The sequence below is a fragment of the Streptomyces sp. BK340 genome, assembly GCF_007827595.1.
Lineage (GTDB): Bacteria > Actinomycetota > Actinomycetes > Streptomycetales > Streptomycetaceae > Streptomyces.
In genome coordinates, this window is sequence record NZ_VISR01000004.1 from 1 (window position 1) to 19,820 (window position 19,820).

Consider the following 19,820-nt stretch of genomic DNA (forward strand, 5'->3'; position numbering starts at 1 on the left):
ATGGGAACGGCGAGCCGACATCCACGAAGCCTTCCTCAAACTCGCCTGCTGCCTCATCACCCACCGACAACTGGGCTCATTGTGTTAGCCGTTGTAAGGGAGCAGCAGCGTGGTGGACGTGAAAGGTGAGTCCGGCAATCCGACCCGATTGGATGACAGGACCATGCTGGACTCCGCCACTGATGTCGTTGTGTACGGTGCTCGGTTGTGTATCTGGGTTGTTCGCGATCCGCTGCAAGGAGGTGAGTAAGTCACGCAGATCGTCGCCGGTACCAGAGCCTGCCTGCAGAAGGCGTTGCAGATAGGTGCGCCACTGTTCCGTGATGTCACGGGTGGTTTGCGTGTCCTCTGTCGCCTCGGCGGCGAGCAGCTGGGTACGGGTGGTGTCCAGGTCGGTGATCGCGGTGCTGTCTGCGCCGCTGCGTGAGAAAAATCGTCTGACGAGGTCACGGGCGTGTGTCCAGGAGTCGGTGACCATGAGTGAGACCAAGGTGGTTGCTCCGGATGCGGCGAGGGCGGCCAGCTCACTGTCCATTGTCCTTCTCCCAAAAGGTCAGATTGCGGGCTTCTCATTGGCCGTGCCGTCTGCGGAATCTGGCGGCTCATCGTCGTCCGGTGTGAAACTCGCCGGCGGGTCGTACCTGCGCAGTAGGTCCTCAGCTGTCTCGTGCTGGTCTTGTGTCCTGATGACGTCGGCGATCTGTTTGGCCAGCATCGGCCGTCGAACGTCTCCGTCCGTGAATCCCATGCTGTTGAGGAAGGTCTCAAAGTGGTCCGTGGCCGTCGGCTGCGGTTCGAAGGGAGCGGGTTGCCCCTGCAGGAGATCTGAGGCAGGGCGTTCGCTGTGCGGTCGGGGCATGAAATCACGCAGCCGTTCGGGCACATCGGTGTCATTGGCGGCGGACGTGAGCTGGGCCAGCAGACCGAGGTCCGCCACGGTCTGTTCCACCTGGTCGTCGTTCTTGGCGAGCCACCAGACGACCGCGCTCCCGGTGTCCTTGAGCACGTCCTCAGTCAGGTATGCGCGCTTGCTCTGCTCGTACTTGCGCTGGTGTTCCCAAACCGCTTTGTCTTTGCGCACTTCGGCGAGTCTGTCCAGCCGCTCCTGGTCGTGTTCGCGCAGGACGAGTGTGATGTCCTCCGCCATGACTTGAAGGTGTCCGGTGGGGTCTGGGCGCATTCTGCTGAGGGCACCACTCAGTTCGTGCTGAATGAGCGAAGGACGGCCCGGTTCCCGCTGTTCGGTGATCGCGCGGGCGCGGTTCAGGACTGCTTCGACGGCGAGGCCGGCTGGGTTGAGGACGGGATCATTGCCGGGCGCCTCGAGGGGGTACCACCGGACGGTGGCCGAGAAGAGGAAGTCGTAGTCGGCCCAGTGGCTGGGCATGGCCACGCGGCTGACGTGGTGTTCCCTGCGTTCGACGGGCGGCGCAGTGCGTTGTTCCTCAAGGTCTACGGGCATGGAGCCACGGCGCACCGCAGAGATCTTGAAGATCACAGCGGGAATTGCGACGAGGAGGACGGCCAGTACAGGCCACACATACGCGGGCCACTCCTGTGTCAGGCCGAGAATGGTCAGCAGCAGGCCGCACAGGATGGTGAGGAAGACGGTCGTCGTCTTGCAGCCGGTTGTCACGGTGTGCTCCCCCCAGATGATGTCGTTGGCGGTGGCGCGGCTGGCAGGCCGAGGCCCTGAGCCGCGGAGATCTTCTGCAACAGCCTGTCCGTGGTCGCGGCAGCTCGGGCAGTCCCGTGGGGAGGTGTGCGCTCTGCGGCGCGGGCACTCGCGTACAGCGCGGCAAAGGCGGTGCCGCGCCGGTCTTCACACCGGTCGGCCGCACCGACGAGGAGGTCGAGCAGTAAGTCGCCGCGGTGCCCGGCGTCCGTCGCCGTGTGCAGCCAGCGTTGTGCGTACGGGTGCCACTCCGCATGGGGCAGCTCTTTGAGTACAGCCCGCCAGCCGTTGGTCAGGGACTTGCGTGCACCGTTCTCCTCGATCAAGGCGTGTCCGTTGTCGTACGGGGTGCTGAGCGGGTCAGGATCGCAGGCCGGGAGGAAGATACGGAGTTCGGCTGGCGAGAGGGGGGAGCGTGCGAGGCGGTCGAGTAGGCGCCGGCGCAGCCGGCCGCTCGTTGCCACCAGGTCGACCAGGGCTTGCAGGGCACGGGTGGTGCCCTGCTCGCGGCGGGCCAGGTGGTAGAGGCGGAACAGAGCCTGGTCGGGGTGGCTGGCGGCGATGACATCCGCGCAGACCTGGACGAGGACCTGCGCGAACTCTCCTTTGAGCTGCCGGTGAGCACACCACTGGTAGATCCATTGGCGAAAGTTCCTGCCCTGTGCAGGGTCGTTGAGGCCGCAGGTGAGCGCGTGCACCGCGGCCTCCAGCCGGGGCCGGCTCGCGGGCGTGGTGCTCCAGTTCTCGGCCAGGAAGGCCAGGCCTTCTCCGCGTCCCGTCCGCAGGTACTGTTCGGCCAGCCGTGCCACGAGACCGTTACGGAGTTCCCGGGGGACGTACGGGCCGCTTGACTCCACGCTGCGCGCGACCCAGGTGCCCAGAGGCTGTCGCAGGTCGGGCATGTGGTCCCAGAAATGGGCGCGGACCGCGGCGTCGTAGTCCAGCTCCGTGAAGTGGACGTGGCCGTCCGGCTCGGCACCGGCGGATATCTCCGACAGCCGCTCGGCGACGTCTTTACGCTCGAGCAAGGGCTGTTCTTCGGGCGGGGACTTGAGCGTATGCAACAGGAGTTGGGCTGCCCGGTGGATGCTGTCGGCGTGAGCGCCATGCAGCATGGCCACGGTGAGGAGCAGGGCCCGCTGCGGACCCTCGCGCAGTCTGGCGACGAGCGTGGCGATCTCTACGCGGCGGTCGTCCCGTGCTTTGCAGGCCGTTTCGCACCACTGCGCGAAACCCTCCTCGGTGCTGGCGGCCTCACGGGCCCGCCGCACCAGGTCGGCGAAGTCGGCGATCTCCCGTATCGGCCGGGACTCGGCCAGAAATGCTGTGACGGTCGGGGCGGGCTCGTAGGGCACCCCGTGTATACGCAGGTGTCGCCGGAAGACCTGCAAGCCGTCCGGGGGGTCAATCTTGATGCGGTAGTACTGCAGGTCGGGGTCGAGGGGAAGCCCGTAGGGCATGACGACGACCAGGTGCGCGTGGTGTTCTTGTACAGCCTTGCGGAGGGCGGAGAGATCCGCCCGGACTGCGGCCCACTGGACGGCGGTGGCCGCCGACAGGTCCAGCAGCAGCCGGTCGCCGGTCCCTACCAGAGCCGGGTTACTGAGGGACAGTTCGTCTTCTTCGTCCGGTAGTAGTTCATGGAAGACACCAGCGCCCAGGTCGTACTCGCGCAAGAGTACCCGGGCCATCGAGGTGCGGCCGCTGCCCGGAGGGCCGTCCAGGATCGCGGTGCCGGTGTCGGTCAGCTTGTGGCGGGCTGCTCCCATGCCGGCCGGGGCTACCAGCACTTTCTTGAGCCAGGCGAGGTGGTCGTCAGCGAGGCGGCGGAAGGTGGGTCTGTCCGGGTCCTGCAGCTGAGTGCCGATAGTGACGTAAAGATCGCCACTGCCGGTGTGCATGGGCGCTTGTGGGTTTTCGACCCACGTGCTGATGTGCTCGCTCACCGGTCATCGTCCTCGCGTCGGTCCGGCTCGCCGAACCGGTGCCGAATGTCACCCTGGTGGTCGCCCTCGAAGTACGTCATCCCGTTGCCGGAGAAGTGCCGGTCGCCCGACACGTGACGCGAGTTCTGGTAGATGTTGCCCCGTCCCGTGTGTACAGGCCCGTGGGAGTCCTTGATGACGGTGCCGCCGACGTCTCCGGTGAAGTCCCGGCTCTGTACCGCTGTCCCGCTGACGTCTCCGATCGAGTTCCTCACGGTGGCGGGGGCGGGTGACGAGGCAGCTTCCCGCTCCAGGTCGTGCAAGCCAGCGACTAGCTCGGCCACCAGGTCGCCGAGGCGTTTCAGGCCCATCTCGGTGTCGTGGGTGTCGAGCGGTATGGACTGGAGGTCGGCCAGCGGCGCCAGCTCGCTCGGCAGGTCCGCCTTGTTCAGCCGGTCCGTCTTCCGACCGTCCAGCACGGGAACAATAGCTATGCCACAGGCGAACGCCTCCAGGATCTCCTTGCGTACCCAGTCCTCCGGGTCGCGCAGCCGGGTCTGGAAGTTCGTCCAGTCCGGCCCGATGACAGCCAGCAGCACAGAGCTGCGCCGCACACCGGTCAGTAGGGCGTCGGGGTAGGTGTGGCCAGGGGCGATGGACTTCGAAGCACGGAAGATGCGCTTTCGGCCGAAGCGGCGCGACAGTTCCTGGTCGATCAGGGCGGCGGTCTTGTCGCCGTCCCCAGTGCGGTAGTTGATGAATACGTCGGTCATGACCAGGCCTTTCTCCTTCAGAAGGTCGGAAAGCGCGTTAACGTGCCAAGCCGTGGGGCAAGTTGGCGTACCGAAGCGTGATCGGAATGGCGGGCCAGGACGCGGGCGAGTCGCCGGAGATCGATCGTGACGGTTGCGGACCGGACCGCCGCCGCTCCGTCGAGGAGTGGCGCGGTCAGCGCACAGGCCTGGTCGATCTGGCCGTCCGACGCATGAGCTAGCGCGCGGCGGACGCCGTAGCGCACCTGCGTGCGTACCGCCTCGGGCGAGATTCGTGCCAGTTGCCGGTCCAGTTCCTCCGCCGCCTCCCGTGGTCGGCCGAGGTCGAGCAGGCACCAGCCGGTGACCATGCCAACCGAGTCGGGCAGGTGCATGCTGCCGATCACCGGTGCGTCGGCATCGCCGTCCTGGCGGTCCAGCAATGCCCGAGCCTGGTCCAGGGCACGCAGGCATGCGTCGCGGTCGCCTGCGAGTGCGTACCCCTGTGCCTCACGCTGCGCGGCCAGCCCGCGGATCCTCGGTGGGAGAGTGCCACTCTGTGCGCGTTGCGCCAGGGCGACGGTCTGTTCCGCGTCGTCCTGGTACAGCGTGACCAGCGCCCGGCGGACCAGCGCGTACCCGGCCAGTGCGCGGTCACCGCCAGCGGCTGCGAGGTCCACCGCGCGCTGCGTCCACCATAGTGCCGCCTGTTCGTCTCCGGTCTCCTGCACCAGCCAGCCGACGTACTCGGCGTACCGGGAGCCGAGCGCCAGCAGCTCCTGACGCGTACGGGAGTCGGTGTGCGCGGACAGCTCCCGCAGCGTGTGCGTCTGCGCGATCAGACCCGGCAGCAGGAAGCCGGGCTCGACGCTCTGGCCGAGCCGCCGGTAATGCGTGAACAGAGAGCGGGACGCTTCCAGCATGCCTCCGCCGGCAGCCGAGGAGACGGCTCCCTGACCACCTGTGCTCCACTTCATCAGCGATGCGGCGCCGGCGCTTACGACCTGCCGCCGGCCCACGGGCTGGAACCAGCTCGGGCCGTCCGGTGACAGCTGCATCATCCACTCCTCCTCGTCCATCCCTCCCGGCACCGGCCTGTCCGGCGCGTCAGCGGCGGGCGGGGTGACCAGAGCAATGAGTGCTCCGCCAGCCCCAAGGGTGGCGTCGCACAGTCGGGCAAGATCGCGGCTGGGCGCCTTGAGGCCCCGTTCGACCTTGCTCAGCTGCGCCTTGCTGTAGTGCACGGCGGCAGACAGTGCGGTGAGACTGCAACCAGCCTCCAACCGCCGCCTTCTCAGCTCCTCGCCGAACACAGTGGACGGCTGCGGCACGGAAACCTCCATAACCATCCATCCAGGTGAACGGGGCTGCCGCACGAAAGACTGCGACAACCCGGCCGGACGGACAAGACGAACAATGCTGTTTCCCGTTTCCTCCCCACGGACGGAACGCCGTATGGGGGCTGATCCTCGAAAGATCATCTGCACTGGCTTGATCCTGGGATGCAGTGGTGATCGCCATAGTGGGGCAGTCGATGTCCGACGGGTTGTGGGAGTTGTTCCGGCTGTTGATTCCAGCCACTTCAGTTCGGCCGCAGCGACCCAGTACGTCATGTGCCACCTGCCAGGCCCGTATCCGCTCGCCGCATAGGGCCGAGGGCGCTGCTCACATTGGCGGAATGACGGTCAACCGGTGCACAGGCTGCGAGAATGAGCATCCACAGCAAAGGGTGCGGCCGCTGCGTAGGTAGAGCTGCGGCGGCGTCGCCTGGTCGCAGATGCGCTGCCTCGACTACTCGTTCCCGCGCGTCGACGTCACGCCCGCGTCCAAGGGCCGCTACGCCACGCTGAAGGTCCGCGGCATCGCCGAGACCGGTGTGGAGGTCGACCAAAGGTCGCGGCCCCGGCCTCCGCTGAACCGGGCCGCGTTTCCCCGCTTGCCATGGGCGATCACGCCGCCGTACATTCCCTGCACCCGGCTTGTCCGGCCGCTTCGTCTATCCCCCTTTGAGCACATGAGGAGCGCCCGGTATGACGGGTGTACTGGCGGTCGCAGGCGGCACCGCATCCGGCAAGTCCACCCTTGCCGAAGCCCTGTCGCTGCAGTGTCCCGAGAGCATCGCGCTGGTCCATCTGGACGACTACTACGTGCCCGCGCACGACCGCCTGAGGGGTGTGTGGACGGTCAGTGCCGACGGGCACGCCGTCCTCGACTGGAACCATCCGGGGTCGATCGACGAGACAGCGGTGATGCACGCCATTGACGCGGCGCTGCTGCGCCCCGGCGTGCTGCTGGTGGTGGCCGAGGGCCTGTTCGCGCTGTCACTGCCGTCCGTGGTCCGGCGGGCGGCGTGGCGGGTGTATGTCGACACCCCCGACGACATACGCCTGGCCCGCAAGATCCTCCGGAAGATCGAGGTGCAGCGGCAGGACCCCCGACTGTCCCTGCGCAACTATCTGCAGACCGGCAGGGACCGCCACGCAGCCCACGTCGCGCCCTCCCGGGCGGCGGCCGATCTGGTCGTGGACGGGACCGCGAGCGAGGCGGAGATGCTGGCGGCCGTCATGCCGCTGATCGAGCCGGCCCTCGCACCGCCGCCCGCGGCGCGCTCACGAGCACGGGGGGTGCGCGGTGTGACCCGTACCCCCGGGGTCCCAGTGTTCGCGCTGTGACGTGCCCGGGGCACCAGCCCCGGCGGGCTCTCAGGCGGATCACGACCGATCCAGTTCCCCTGCAGCCAGGCGAACTGCAGGGGCGACATTCGGCGGGATCAGGGGAAGACCCGCAGCCAGGCTCTCTTCCGCTTCGCCCGGCACCGCATGGGCGTGCTCTTCGCGATGCTCCGCGACGGCACCTTCTACGAGCCACGCACCACCGAAACAGCCACCGCAGACCACTCAGCCTTGATGAAGGACATAGAGGCACCCCCGCGGATACACGAGTGAGCCCGGACCAACTGGTCCGGGCTCGCAGACTGTTCGGGACTCGGCTGCTACAGGTCGAACTCGCTGTGCTCAATGTCCGTGAAGCGGACCTCCTCCAACTGCCCGGCGCGATGGCCGTTGTCCTGGAAGTACATCCCGCCTACTGGGCCGCCGGCCACCAGATCGAGGTGGTGGCTCTGGCCACCGCGGAGGCGCTGAGCCAGCTCGGCATAGTGGACCGCTTCCTCACCGAGGCCGCCGACAGCGGCGGCCGGTACAGCAGCGGCCGTCGTTCGCGCTCGGTTGACGCCACTGCCGGTCGCTGGTCAGCCGCTGCCTTACTGGGCTTTGGCGTGCGCGAGACGGCAGGAGTCGGTGCCGGTCTCGATGATGTTGCCACCGAAGGTGAACCGGTGGCTGTGTGCCTTACCGCCCACACGAGTGACGTGTCACCGAATCCCGCTGCGGTGCTGCTTCCACCCCGCTACGAAGATCACGACCCTGTTCGTGATCTCCGAGAGGAAGGCCCGTGCGTCTCCCCCGCGCCCTGGGCACCGCGGCTGCCGCGCTCTTCATGCCCGCAGCACTGCTCGCGCCCACCACCGACCACGCCGCACCCCCAACCACCCCGGCACACGCTGTCTCCACGCAGCGGCATGCCCCCCGGGGACACGATCACCCTGACGGTCCGCGACGCCCTGGCGGCGCTCACCGTCCAGGACGAGAGCCGCACCGACTACAGCCGCGACAAGTTCAAGCACTGGACGGATGCGGACAAGGACGGCTGTAACACGCGGGCGGAGGTGCTTTTGTCCGAGGCGGTCAACGCCCTTGAGGTTGGCCCCGGTTGCACCCTGACCGGCGGCGCCTGGTACAGCCCGTACGACGACCAGTACTTCGACAACGCCCGCAAACTCGACGTCGACCACCTCGTCCCCCTCGCCGAAGCCTGGGACTCCGGCGCCTCCGCCTGGACGGCGAAGGAACGCGAGCTCTACGCCAGCGACCTCGACGACGAGCGCGCCCTGATCGCGGTCTCCGCCGCCTCCAACCGCTCCAAGGCCGACCAGGACCCCTCCACCTGGCTGCCCCAGTACGCCGGCTACTGGTGTACCTACATCACCAACTGGGTCGCCGACAAAACCCGCTACCAGCTCACCATCGACCCCGCCGAGCAGACCGCCCTCTCCGAAGGCCTCGCCCACTGCCCCGACCAGCCCATCACCGTCACCCTCGCCCAGTAGACAGACGTCGGCCCGGCCGCCCCATTGGACAGCGCAGCCGGCCAGGATGCCCCACCCTCACGTGTCCTCGCAGCAACCCGGCAACCGAGCCTACGGGACAGTCAGGCGTGTTGACCGAACTAACGTGAATGTTCGCGCGGCAGTGATCGGCCAGTCAGCCGTTCCAGAGGTGGAGCTGAAGACATCAAAGTCGCCCCACCAGGACCTTTAGTGTTTCGCGCAAGTAGGAAATTCAACCCCTTTGACGTCGCCATTACGGCGTCCGGCGGCGTCGAAACCTTCCACATCGGCCATAAGTTTCTTCCTGGCTCGAAAAGTATCTCTAGGCCAGCATGTCTGCGCGTTAACCTTCGCCTTTTTCAAGCTTGTCACGCTCCAGATAGTGGCGTTAGCCAGATTGGCCGAACGAAGATCAGCTCCAGCTAGGTCGGCGTGAGAGAGATCTGCGGTGGACAGATCGGCACCCTGCAGGTTCGCGTGTTCAAGAATAGCCCAACCGAGGCGTGCTCCTCTCAGATTGGAACCATTCATATAAGTGCCAGTCAGGTCCTTGCGCTCCAAGAGTGCGTCGTGGAGATCCTTGTCGGTCAAGGTTAGTTCCCTGACCGAGTGGCGCCCCGGGTTGAATCCAGCCAGACTTGTTGCTGACGCTAGACTGTCTCGCCACGTCGTCTCATTCTGTGTCACTTGTAGGGATGACTGAATAGCAAGAAGGGCGAGCGAGATGACGCCCGCGCTCAGGATTCCACCTCCAAGATTCCCGATGATCTGCATTCGTGATGCCCACTCGGCATCGTTGCTCCTCGGCCAGACGGAAGCCCAAAAAAAGAGAAGAAGCCCGACCACGAGAATGATGAATACCGAGATCCACTCCCACGATCTCACATCCAGCCAATGCCATTCCATGCAAATCCTCCCACTCACACCGCCAAGTAATTTTGGGTGGTATACCCTGGACTCAAGGAGAGGAAGCAAAAAATGCGCCAGTATGGCGTATTAGATTCCTTCCACCAGCCCAACACGCAGGGCCGACGCGTTCTCACGCGGCGACGTGAAGCATCGCGGCTGCGTGGTCGTGGCGCTACAGATAGTAATCGACTGCGGCAGCGATGGTCGTCCAGCCGGCCTGCCGCCTGAGGCCTATGGCGAGGTTGCGCAGGGTGGCCATGGCGCGTGGTGCGGTACCGGGGTGCGTATGCGCGAGGCGTCCTCGCCGCAGGTCACGTCTCTGACGTGGTGCAGTGCCTCCACCGACGCCCCTTGGACGAGTTGGGCAAGCTGGGCGGGACCCGCCTGTTCGGAGGCCAGGCTGGTGACCGCGTAGACGACCCTCGTCCCGACCTTGCCCGTCTTGCGGTTGGTGCGACGACGCTTGATCTCTATGGCCGCGTGCGGGAACAGCAGGCCCGGGCGGACGGTGGGCACCTTCAGCTGGCGCACCTCGCGGTGGCCGTGCCCGCACTCTCGACTGCGATCCTGCACCGGAATCCTGCCCCATGAAGCCGAATCCTTTCTCGGCGTTGAACCACTTCTCGGTGTCGCTGGCCATCCTCGGTCCTCCGATTTCGCCGGGGTGTCCCGACTTGGAGATGAAAAGAGCGGTTTCTCCCCTGAGGATGCACGGTCGGGCCGGGGCATCTGGCCGATCCCGATCGCGGGATTACCTATCACCGGCGTCAGGTCAGCCCCCAAGCGAACCCGAGGGCCATTCATTCCTAAGGAACCGCGTGGCCCTCAGGTCCACGGTGCAACCCCTCCGGGGTACCACAAACCCGTCGGTTTCAAGCCCTCGGCAACTCCATGACCGGCGCCGCGCGCTGCGACGGCAACCTGGTCACGGTACGCCGCCAGGAGGCTGCCGAGAACGGCGAGATCGTCGACGGCAAAGCCACCACGCGCTCGTACCCATTTTCAGCCGTGAGCGCGGCCCCAGTACCCTCACCGTCCTACGTGCGGCCGATCCGCCATGAGCTCGGTGTTGATAATCGCCTCCACGAGAGTCTCTCCGACCGATGTCAGCGTGACCGTGCCAGCACTCTCGTCTGTCTGTAGCAGGCCCCGCTTGCTCAGGAAGGCAAAGCTCTCTCGCCGTTGGGGGGAGAAGAGCGACGTGCCGGGGAAACGCTCCCGATGCACCTCTTCCCGCAGCGGTTGAAGTGTGGACAGTGCCATGTTCACCGCCCGTGTCTCCTGTGCCTGGTCGGTGAACGCGGTGGCGGAACCGAGGGGAATCCGCCCGGCTTCTACCGCGGCGCTGTACTGCTGCGAGTCGACGTTCGTCATTGCCTCGGAGCGGCGGCAGCTGGAGCTTCCGCCGAGGCCAATGGCGACCTCGGGCTGCTGCTGGTCTTGGTCGGTGATGATGGATTTCCACTTCTCCGGCCCGGCTCCGGGGCGGGCGAAGTACATGGTCGGATGCTCAGTCCAGCCGGCCCTCCGCAGTCCGCCGGTGAGGATCTCCCGCATCTGATACTGCTCGCCGAGCGTGGGCCAGCGGTGCCCCCGGGACGCCAGGCGGGCGCGATACTCCGGGACTTGCCAGGCTGCGGGCTGCACACCGGAGACGCCGGTCCGTGTGTCACTGTAGTCACGCAGGTGCAGCTTGGTGCACACCACGGCGGTGAGCTCGTGTTCAAGCACGGTGTCCAGGTCACGTCGGACACTGTCCAGGGTCTGGTCGAGCAGCCCGTACATCAGGTCGACGCTGATCCAGTCGAAACCGGTGGCCTTCGCTTGGCGGATGAACTCGGTGGAGGCGGCGCCGGTGTGCTCGCGGCCGCTTAGGCGCAGCACGTGGTCGTCGAACGACTGCACCCCGCTGGAGACCTTGCTGCAGCCGAGTTCCGCGAGCAGCTCGAGCTTCTGGGGCGTGAAGGTGGTGGGATCACCCTCGAGTCGGATCGTGGTGTCGGGGCCGAAGTCGAAGTTCTCCCGGTAAAAGTCCAGCAGTCGGCGTCCTCGACGCGCGCCAGAGACCGGAAGCCGCACGCGGAGAATCGGGTGAGGTACACGGTCGAACTGCTCCGAATCTCCCCCTCCGACTGGAGAGGGTGTGACGTGCGTGCAATACACATGCAGTAGGTGCGCGTGAGCCGCCAGCGCAGACCGTCATACTAGAGGCACACCAAGCAACAACCGGGCGTTTTCCCCCAGTTGATACCCGGCCCGCTGGAAGCTGCCCGGACAGAACCGGCCTTCACACGTGTTGGTCCCCGCCCGCGCCTGCCTCAGCCTCCGGCCCGGCGCCTTCCGGCCATGCGAGTGATCCTGATGGACAACACCTCCATCACGGTCCTGGTGAGTTCCTCACAGACTCGCCGACCGTGCCAGCGGGCCCGAGACCCTCTCCTGGATGCCCCAAGAGCCCGTCGAAGATCGTCGCCTGGGACCCAACAACTCATCGGCGGACCGAAGAACACTCGGGTCGCAGCAAAGCGTGAGGCATGTGAGGCAAGTGCCGTTTCCCGTACTTGCCTCACAAGTATCCGAGGGGTCGTCAGTGACGTACAGGAGACCGCCTCGCTGCTTGGGATGGTCAGCGTTTGATGCGGCCGCGTATGGCGAGGGCGAGGAGGGTGGGTTCGAGAAGGCGGGAGGTCATCTCGATGTAGGTGCCGGCGGTGGTGAGGTTCTGACCAGACGATCGGAAGATCACGGAGTTGACGGCGGGAGAACTGCGGGTCCAAACCAGCGGCATTCGCCCCTGCCTATTCCTCCAGCGGTACCGCCAGCTCGCAACCCAGCCCGGACAGCTTGACGCGGCGCGTATTGAACAAGAACGCCAGACGCTCCCCGATACGCTGGCCTTGCCCAGGGTGAGTTGGTGAGGATGAACGCCGAGTCCTCCCCGAGGACTAGCGCAACTCCCCGCGCACCTCCTGCACCGCCACCACATCGAACCGGCGGATCACCGCGGCAATGGCGTGCACGTCGGAGAAGTTCCACTTCGGAGAGACGTCCGCATCGGCCACCCGGATACTGGTTGAGTTGGCCAAAACGCCGTCCGCGCCCTCGGCAACGAGCCCTCTCCATCCGCGAACGCAAGGTGCGCCACTTGGACGCCCCTCCCCCAACGCCCGCAAGCCACGCCCTGCACCAGGATGCCCGCCCGAAGATCCGGTGGGGGGATTCCAGCCTATTGCTCTGTGGGAACCTGGAACGCCACGACGCGCCCCCTATTCGGCACATGTTCAGCGAGGGGTCCGAGCGACTCTCCCTTAATCACGGTCACTTCTCCATTCACCGCAGTAACCACTGCGGGTGAGAATACAGCCAGGAGCACTTCCGATGTCACCGCATTACGACCACTTCCAGGAATAGGTGCAAACCTGTCGAAAACATCCCCCCCTAGACCGACATGCCAGTCGCTGCCGGAAGATACGGCGATCCAGTCGGCCTGTTGAGTAATCCTGACATCTGGAGCACCAATCATCAGCACCTCCAGTGCAATTTGAGAGGCGACTTCCCTGGAGTCAAAGGATCCAGACCTGAAGAAGCGGGACTCCTCCCTCCGGATGAAGTCATGCATGTCAAGGGAAGCGATATCCTCAGGGTGAAACATTAATACCACCACTGGCTCTCAGTTGATTGAATAGCCCGAATGCCGAGGTCGGGATATGAAATTCCTCCCCCTCGAACCGCATGGACTTCGGGCCCTCCGGAATGGATCGGGTAACAGCGCCAGCTTCCCGGAGTTGAACCATAGCGTCGTCACTAATAGTTACCTTGATGATACCCCGAGAGCTGCCACTCCTCATAGCAAAGTATTCAGCATCACCATAGTGAGTGGCCACAAAGAACCCTCCCGGGCCATCTGTGTAGTTAGCTGCCGCTTTGCTCGCATCCAGCCCATTATTCAGGATGTCAACAAGCGATTGCACGTTCGCACCATGGTAAAAGGTTGTCGTGGGGCAACCTGCATTGTGCACCAGCACTGGGGTCGCACCGGCCAGCACGTAGTACGTGTGCATGTGCTCAACGGTGAGGTTGTACATGTCGGCTTCGCCGGGCTCGTTCTCAACACCAACGACCTGGACATGCTTATCCGCTGCGGTGTTCAGACTGTGGCCGGTCCGGAGGCTGCCGGCAGGGACCCAGGCGTGGTCCGTGTCATCCCAGAAGGGATGGTTGGCGGTGGTGTGCAGTGTGGCATTGCCGCCATTCACAGCACGCACGGTTACATCGACAAGGTCATTGTCGTGATGGACGAGTTGGGCCGTGACCCTCCTCGCACCGTTGCGCTTGCCAGTTTGAGGATCGGCAACTGCGACCTTGTCCCCGGGACGGACCTTGCCTATGGGCTTCGTCCTGCCGTTCTTCAGCAGGACTGGCGTGGAGGGAGAGAAGCTGCACGCCCCTCTCAGCATCGATAGGACGGCGCTCTCTCCGGCCTCCTTGACTGCTGCCTTCGTGGCACCTCGCACCAAGAGACCCCTGGCGAAGGATCCCCAGTCGAGCGTGGCGAGTGTGATCACGTCCTCGACGAGCGCTTCGCCGCAGTCGCCGCGCCCGGTGATGCAGTGGATGGTCGCCTTGACGCCCCACGGGTCGTTCTCCTCGCCCCACAGGAATCCTGCGCGTTTCGCGGCTGCACAGAATTCCTTGTTGCCCAACGAGTCACACTTACTCTTGGCAAAAGCCGAAAAGTACTCGAAATACGTGGCGTGCCGCGGGTCGAGTTGGGGGTTGAGTGCGACGAGTTCCTTCATCGTGGGGATTCTGAGCCCGTTGAATACGGGCTGCCCGTCCTTGCCAACGGTGTAGCTGCGCCCGGACCCGTTTCCGGTGCTACGGCCGCCGGTGTTCAAGCCGTGGTTTCCTGCCCCACATGCATTCCAGCCGCCAGTGCAGTGCCCGCTGCTGTCGGGGTATGCGGCTTTGTCGTAGGTGATGAGGCCGGAAGGGTCGGAGTTGGTGACGGGGCTGCCGTTGGCGTAGGCGTAGGCATTGAGCTGCTGGGGGTTGCTGGGATCCAGCAGAGGGTCGGCGGACAGGAAGTGGCCGGTCGAGGGGTCGTAGTCGCGTGCGCCGAGGTGGGTGAAGCCCGTGGTGTTGTCCTGGGTGCCGCCGACGAAGCCCTTGTCGCCTGGCCAGTTGGCCGGCGCTTTGCCGCGTGATGCCCCGAAGGGGGTGGAGCGACGCTGTTGCAGGGTCAGGTCGGTGGCGTTGATGGCGAGTTCGGAGGTGCCGTGGTGGTCGCCGAGGAGGAAGCTGAGTCTGTTGTCGCTGGTGCGGATGGCCTGGTTTCCACCGCCGAGGTCGTAGTAGCGGGTTGCCTTCTTGGCGGTGGAGCCCTTGGCCAGGGTGATCTGGGTGTTGCCGAGGTAGAGAGTGGCGTCCGCGTCGGTGTGCGTGATGAGGCGGTTGCCGTCGGCGTCGTAGAGGTAGGAGGTGGTCTTGGTGCCGCCGTTGCCGTCGGGCTTGGTGACTTGGGACAGGTGTCCTTCGGCGTCCCAGGTCAGGGTCTGCTGGTCGCCGTTGATGGTGCGGGTGGCGGTGTTTCCAGCGTCGTCGTAGGTGTAGGTGTCCTGTGAGATGCCGTTCGGGCCGGTCGTGTCGACTTGAGTGAGTGCGTGGGGCCGCTTACTGCCGCTGGTGGGGTAGCTGTAGGTGCGGTTGATGTCCTTGGTGGTGTCGCCGCTGATGTCGTGCTGGGTTTCGGTGCGGCGGTTGCCGCTGAGGTCGTAGGTGTACGACTGCCAGTAGGGGGCCGGGCCGCCCAGTACCGATGCGGTGGGGGTGGTGGCGCAAGCGGGGGTGTTCTGTGCCCAGGCCTCCGTGAGCCGGCCGACGTAGTCGTAGGTGAAGCACTGGTTGTCGGTGCCGTCGCGGGAGACGTCCCCGATCGAGGTGATGTTTCCGGCCTCGTCGTAGCTGTAGGTGGCCGACTTGTCGGTGCCTGCGATGTCCTCGCGGTTCACGCTGGAGTTGTGCAGGCGCTGGGTTCCCCAGTCGTAGGTGTTGGTGACGTCCGTCTTTTTCGCTCCGGCTGCCTGGTAGGTGTACTGCAGCGGCTTGCCGGTGTAGCTGTAGACGGTGTTGGTCAGGTAGGTGGCGCCGCCGCTGCCGCTGAGCGTTTTCACCCTCAGTGCGTCGTCGTAGGTGGGTGAGATGGTCTCTGCGGTGAGGCTGCCTGCGGCCGGGTAGCTGGTCGACTGGACGGTGCCGTCGACGTTGTACTGGATGTTCGACTGGTAGGAGCCTGCCAGGTCGCCTTCGGCCGCCGGGATGGTGACGGTGGTCCGGTGCGGCCGGTAGAGGGTGTCGTAAAGGCTGTAGGTGGTGGTGTAGGCGGAGCCGCTTGCGCCGCCGATGTACCGGGTGGCGGAGGCCAGTTGGCCCTTGTAACCGGTGGGGTCCCACACGTGCTTCGTCAGCAGGGCTCCGGAGGCGTCGCCCTGCCGCGTCTCGGTTTCCCGTCCGAGGCCGTCGTAGACGTGGGTGATCTTGTTCTTGTCGGCGTCGACCGTGTGGTCGAGCTGGTTGCGATCCGTGTAGTACGAGTCTGTCTCGCCCTTGTCCGGGTCGATCGCGACGGTCTGGTTGCCGCGCTGGTCGTACGTGTACGTCCAGTTGTTGCCGGCCGGGTCGGTGAGCTTGGTGAGTTTGCCGGCCGGGTTGTACTCGTACAGGGTCTTGTCAGGCGCGCCGGTGGGTGTGGTGCCGTGGTATTGCCACAGCTGCGTGGTGCGGCCGCGGGCGTCGGCGACGGTCGTGGTGGGGGTGGCGCCCTTGGGCGGGGTGACGGTGACCCGGTCGCCGCCGTAGGCGGTCGTGGTCGTCGACAGCACCTTGCCGTTGTCACCATTGCCGGCGATCTGCTGGGACTTGGTGACACGGCCGAGACCGTCGTAGGTGTTCCAGGTCTGGGTTTCCACCGCCAGGGCGTCGTCCAGGGCCAGCAGATCCGGTGACGGGGCGCTGGTGTTGTAGTACGGGGCGAATGCCTTCGAGGTCAGGCCGCGCTCATCGTAGAAGGCGTCGCCGATGAGCCGGCCGCCGTCCGGTCCGGGTGCTTGGGTCTGACGCTGGCGCAGGAAGCCGTCGTAGAGGGTGTAGGAGGTCCTGCGGCCGGTGCCGAACAGGGTGGTCGTGCCGACCGCGGTCGGTTTGCCGTCGGCGATGGTGTAGGAGAACTCGTAGTTCGGAGTGTCGTTGCTGGCCTTGGAGCGGTTGGGCTTCCAGACCTTCAGGGTTCGGCCCAGCGCGTCGTAGGTGGTGTCGGTGCGCTTGCCGTTGGTGTCGACGACCGAGATGGGCCTGGAGCGGACCGTGTCGTAGGTCGTCGTGGTGGTCTGCGCCGTGGTCGCGTCACCGACAGTCGCGGGTGGTGTGGTGACGGTCGAGGTGGTGGGGAAGCCGGTTGAGGGGGTGTAGACCGTGGTGGTGGTGCGGCCGTCTTTGCGTGTCGTGCGTGCCGGACTGGTGGTTTCTGTCGCCGTGACAGTGGCGGTGATGTCCGTGGCTGTGGTGGGGCGGCCGTATCCGTCGAAGGCCGTTTCGGTTTCGAGGTAGGTGGCGGTCTTCCCGTCGTGCGATTTCAGTGTCGCCGTCCGGGTGGCATCGCCCTTCGTGGGGGCGGCTCCGTAGTCGTTCTTGTCGTAGGCGGTGCGGATGTCGGCGAGGACGTCCTTGGAGCGGTCAGGGACGTCTGCGCACTTCACCGCGACCGTCTCCACGCGCGAGGGTGCGTCGAGGATCCAACTGGTCGTGTTGTCGGCGTAGGTGGTGCGGGTGCACTGGTTGTCTTTTGCGGTGGACTCGTCGCCGAAGTCGTCGGTCTGGGTGACGCGACCGGCCGTGTCTTCGAAGGAGTGGGTCTGGTAGGTCGTGCGCCATGTGCTGCCGGCGCCGTCGTCCAGGGAGGTCCAGGTGCGGGTGGAGGCGGTGGCGGTCAGGTTGGCGGTGGTGGTGCCCCAGGAGCGGACGCGTTTGCCGGTCTCGTGGTGCCAGGGGGTGTTGACCGTCTTGTTGAGGATCTTGCCGTCGGGTCCGCTGTACTGCTCGGTCTTGTATTCGAAGCCCGCGACCGAGTTATGGTCGGTGATGGTGCCGCCGCTATCGTCGGATACGGTGACGGACTTGGTGCCGCCGGTTGGGGCGGCTTTGTCACCGTCCATGCCACGCAGGAAGTAGTGGTCGGCCTGTGACTTCATGCCGACCGGTTCCTGGCCGCCGGCCTGCACACGGACGTGGGCGTATCCGCGCCAGGTGGACCAGGTCTTGTACTTCTCCTTGGTCAGGCCGTCGTCATCGTCGTAGTGCCAGGCCGCGCCGTCGAGGTAGCGGTAGCGGGTGACCATCTCCGGGGAAGACTTGGTGCGGTCGGTCTGGGTGACGGAGTCGACGACGTATTTGTTGAACCACTGCAGGGTCGGGTCCTTGGCGCCTTCCTTGGTGAAGTACACCGGGAAGCAGCGGGTCGTGTTCGTCTGAGGGGTCGGCAGGTCGGAGGCGTCGCAGGCAGCCGTGGAGTAATCCACGGTCACGTCGCCGCCGGTCTCATCCGAGATGCCGGACAGGCGTTCCTTGATGAACGGGGCGGTGTTGTCCCCGTCGATCTTGAGCCGGTTGGTGCGCTGGTCGTAGGCGAAGGTGACCTTGGGCAGCGTGATCTCGGGGCTCGCGGACCGTCCGGTGTGCTGCAGGGAGTCGAGAAGCAGCTGGTAGTCGATATCGGACTTGCCCCAGCGGTGGTCCAGCTTCCAGGTGTCGACAGGCGCGTAGGTGCCGTCGGATTGCCGGACCTCGGTGGTGACGTCGGTCAGGCGTTTGCGGGTCCAGAAGGACGGGTTGCCGTTGTAGCAGTCGGCGCCCGACTTGCAGTTCAGGTCCCAGGGCGTGTCGTACCAGTAGAACGACTTGTCGCCGATCGTGGAGGCGTCGCAGGTCACACCCGTCTCGGGCAGGCATCGCTCGGCCGAGGTGAAGTCCACCTTCGCCAGGGGCTTGGCCGAGTACATCGCGGATGACTTCAGGCCGTACTCGATACGGTCGAGGTAGCCGCCTCGGTCGTAGACTGTTTCGTCGGCTGCCTTCAGGTTCCGGGCGTAGTAGTTGGTTTCCTTCGTGTAGTAGTAGGCGATTGCATTGCCGTGGGTGTCCACGGCGTAGTCGAGGTTCCATCTCCAGGCCTGCTGGCACCAGGAGTCGGCGAAGGTGTCCTTGTGGCACTTGTCGTCCGTGTCATCGCCGAAGACCGGCGTCGTCCAGGTGGAGTCGGTGGTTTCGTCGCCGGTCGACCAGTCGGGCAGCTTGTTGTACCCGAAGTAGTACTGCGTGCCGTCGGTGGTGGTGACACGCCAGTACTCCTGGTCGTTGTCACCGTTGTCGCGGTCGTCTCCGGTCTTGCCGTAGATCCGGTCGACTCTCGTTCCGTCATCTCCCTTGAGACGGAAGGAATTGGTACCTGTCGCGATCAGCTCACCGGAGTGCCCGTTGAAGGAGAGGGTGGCGTTGTCGTAGGCCCAGCACAGGTCGCCCGGTTTGGCACCGTCGGCGTTGGTCACTCCGTCGTCGGAGCACGGCTTGTAGCTGCGCTCGATGAACCCGGGCCACAGGTCGAAACCGTCTCCCGCCCAGGAGGACTGGTTGTTGCTGTTGGAGGTGCGGCCGTCGATGCCGCCGGAGGAGTACGCGAGGCCCACTTGCGGTTTGAAGGCACCGGGCACGTCGGGTACGGGCATGTCGTAGGACCAGGTGAAGTCGCCCGTGTTGAGGTTGGTCTGCCACGCAGAGGACGGGGACAGCTGTGTGGCTTTGTAGTCGCCCTGGTCGCTGGAGGTGCCGGCTGTGGCAGCGAGCAACACGGGGGCGGCGCTGTCCTTGGCCGGTACGGTCAGTGCCGTGGCCGTGAGGGTCTTCGCCGCGGCGTCGTTGTGCGAGGCCAGAGGCGTGGCCTTCGAGCACTTTGCGTCTTGCGGGCGGGTCGCAGCGCAGGCAGGCAGCTGCACCAGCTTCAACCGTGATGCGTAGGCGCCGCCGTAGGCCTGGGCGAAGGCGGAGTAGTCCAGGCTGATGCCGACGGTGTTACCGGTGGCATCAGGTCGCTGTTTGAGGGAGAACAGCAGTCCGTTGACGCCGGCGCGCAGGGCGGTCTTCTGGTCGAGAATCCGGAGGGTAGCGCTGCCCTTCAGCGGGGTGTGGGAGGTCTTCCCGGCCTTGGTCAGCGGCGTGTGTTGTGCCGTCTTCGGTGTGATGAGAGTGATGGGCAGGCTGCCGGCCCGCACTGCTTTGCTCTTGGTGCCGGGCTGAAGGGACACCGTGGCGGAGCCGGGTTTGGCCCAGGCATGTCTGGGTCT

Annotated in this window: 12 protein-coding genes and 3 pseudogenes; 4 read left to right on the top strand and 11 right to left on the bottom strand. The window is 65.4% G+C overall.

The features are described from left to right. A pseudogene (locus tag FB157_RS09480) lies at positions 1–88 on the top strand (IS5/IS1182 family transposase); the annotation flags it as partial. On the opposite strand, the gene FB157_RS09485 reads toward FB157_RS09480, so the two are convergent. Genes FB157_RS09485 through FB157_RS09510 form a run of 5 tightly spaced genes read right to left on the bottom strand, consistent with a single transcriptional unit; the run spans position 77 to position 5,683 of the window. Then, positions 77–535, bottom strand: coding sequence for a hypothetical protein (locus FB157_RS09485; RefSeq protein ID WP_145877951.1), 459 nt, complete (start codon positions 533–535; stop codon positions 77–79). The pseudogene FB157_RS09480 and the gene FB157_RS09485 overlap by 12 nt on opposite strands. Positions 536–553: 18 nt before the next feature. Then, positions 554–1,636 carry a hypothetical protein gene (locus tag FB157_RS48270; RefSeq protein ID WP_261386228.1) on the bottom strand — a complete coding sequence of 361 codons (1,083 nt, stop codon included), beginning with the start codon at positions 1,634–1,636 and terminating at the stop codon, positions 554–556. Then, positions 1,633–3,621 (bottom strand): hypothetical protein, encoded by a 1,989-nt coding sequence (locus FB157_RS09500; RefSeq protein WP_145877953.1) that lies wholly within the window; start codon positions 3,619–3,621, stop codon positions 1,633–1,635. Before FB157_RS09500 ends, FB157_RS48270 begins: the two co-directional genes overlap by 4 nt. Further along, entirely contained in the window at positions 3,618–4,373 is a 756-nt protein-coding gene (locus FB157_RS09505) for a toll/interleukin-1 receptor domain-containing protein (protein WP_145877955.1), read from the bottom strand. The genes FB157_RS09500 and FB157_RS09505 overlap by 4 nt, the downstream gene beginning before the upstream one ends. A 17-nt stretch (positions 4,374–4,390) precedes the next feature. Next, positions 4,391–5,683 (bottom strand): helix-turn-helix domain-containing protein, encoded by a 1,293-nt coding sequence (locus FB157_RS09510; RefSeq protein ID WP_186581426.1) that lies wholly within the window; start codon positions 5,681–5,683, stop codon positions 4,391–4,393. Positions 5,684–6,382: 699 nt separating this feature from the next. Between FB157_RS09510 and FB157_RS09515 the strand changes: the two genes are divergently transcribed. Both FB157_RS09515 and FB157_RS09520 read left to right on the top strand, forming a co-directional pair. Next, on the top strand, positions 6,383–7,024 hold the full coding sequence (locus FB157_RS09515; protein ID WP_145877959.1) for a uridine kinase: 642 nt from the start codon (positions 6,383–6,385) through the stop codon (positions 7,022–7,024). 93 nt (positions 7,025–7,117) lie between these two features. Beyond that, a pseudogene (locus tag FB157_RS09520) lies at positions 7,118–7,297 on the top strand (IS110 family transposase); the annotation flags it as partial. A gap of 47 nt (positions 7,298–7,344) precedes the next feature. Here the strand turns inward: FB157_RS09520 and FB157_RS49605 are convergent. Further along, positions 7,345–7,431 (bottom strand): annotated as a pseudogene (locus tag FB157_RS49605) (XRE family transcriptional regulator); the annotation flags it as partial. 501 nt (positions 7,432–7,932) lie between these two features. On the opposite strand from FB157_RS49605, the gene FB157_RS09530 reads away from it, so the two are divergent. Next, positions 7,933–8,520 carry a DUF1524 domain-containing protein gene (locus tag FB157_RS09530; RefSeq protein WP_145877963.1) on the top strand — a complete coding sequence of 196 codons (588 nt, stop codon included), beginning with the start codon at positions 7,933–7,935 and terminating at the stop codon, positions 8,518–8,520. Between the two features lie 207 nt (positions 8,521–8,727). Here the strand turns inward: FB157_RS09530 and FB157_RS47920 are convergent, their stop codons facing one another. From FB157_RS47920 to FB157_RS09555, 5 genes are all read right to left on the bottom strand, one after another. Next, a complete protein-coding gene (locus tag FB157_RS47920) occupies positions 8,728–9,111 on the bottom strand; it encodes a pentapeptide repeat-containing protein (RefSeq protein WP_222440927.1) in 384 nt (127 codons plus the stop codon). Positions 9,112–9,660: 549 nt separating this feature from the next. Further along, positions 9,661–10,002 (bottom strand): hypothetical protein, encoded by a 342-nt coding sequence (locus tag FB157_RS09540; protein WP_145877966.1) that lies wholly within the window; start codon positions 10,000–10,002, stop codon positions 9,661–9,663. 456 nt (positions 10,003–10,458) lie between these two features. Further along, positions 10,459–11,508 carry a radical SAM protein gene (locus FB157_RS09545; RefSeq protein ID WP_222440928.1) on the bottom strand — a complete coding sequence of 350 codons (1,050 nt, stop codon included), beginning with the start codon at positions 11,506–11,508 and terminating at the stop codon, positions 10,459–10,461. Between the two features lie 1,147 nt (positions 11,509–12,655). After that, positions 12,656–13,048 (bottom strand): hypothetical protein, encoded by a 393-nt coding sequence (locus FB157_RS09550; RefSeq protein WP_145877970.1) that lies wholly within the window; start codon positions 13,046–13,048, stop codon positions 12,656–12,658. Between the two features lie 19 nt (positions 13,049–13,067). Beyond that, entirely contained in the window at positions 13,068–19,781 is a 6,714-nt protein-coding gene (locus tag FB157_RS09555) for a polymorphic toxin-type HINT domain-containing protein (protein ID WP_261386229.1), read from the bottom strand. Positions 19,782–19,820: the final 39 nt, after the last annotated feature.

Excerpts from the sequence above, each read along its gene's own strand:
- FB157_RS09485 (WP_145877951.1), bottom strand. The coding sequence starts at position 535 with ATGGACAGTGAGCTGGCCGCCCTCGCCGCATCCGGAGCAACCACCTTG.
- FB157_RS09505 (WP_145877955.1), bottom strand. The coding sequence starts at position 4,373 with ATGACCGACGTATTCATCAACTACCGCACTGGGGACGGCGACAAGACC.
- FB157_RS09515 (WP_145877959.1), top strand. The coding sequence starts at position 6,383 with ATGACGGGTGTACTGGCGGTCGCAGGCGGCACCGCATCCGGCAAGTCC.
- FB157_RS09530 (WP_145877963.1), top strand. The coding sequence starts at position 7,933 with ATGCCCCCCGGGGACACGATCACCCTGACGGTCCGCGACGCCCTGGCG.
- FB157_RS09550 (WP_145877970.1), bottom strand. The coding sequence starts at position 13,048 with ATGCATGACTTCATCCGGAGGGAGGAGTCCCGCTTCTTCAGGTCTGGA.